Here is a 303-nt window from a genome sequence, read left to right as displayed (position 1 = left end):
AAAATGGCGCAGGCGGCAGAAGGTCAGGTTCAGCTGACCGACCATACCCGCCAACACATCCACTCGATCGCTGCGGCATCAGAGCAGAACTTTAAAGAGTTACTGCTGGTCGAAGAATCAAGCACCGGACTCAGAGCCAAAGTCGACGACTTTGAAGCACTGGCCGAGCGCTTCGAGGAAAGATAACCATTTTCTGACTGGTCTGGCTGTCAGGCCAGTCAGATACACTACTCCCTCCGCCGACATTGCTCACCTCTTTCATCGCTCCTGGTATTTTAAGCATTTCCTGAGCTTACCTTGATC

At 52.1% G+C, this 303-nt stretch carries 1 pseudogene; it reads left to right on the top strand.

Features of this window, described 5'->3' with window-relative positions:
* Positions 1–186, top strand: a pseudogene (locus ACYP03_RS25470) (methyl-accepting chemotaxis protein); the annotation flags it as partial.
* Between the last annotated feature and the right edge of the window lie 117 nt (positions 187–303).

The organism is Photobacterium sp. R1 (assembly GCF_054600795.1).
This window is presented reverse-complemented; position numbering and strand designations above follow the sequence as displayed.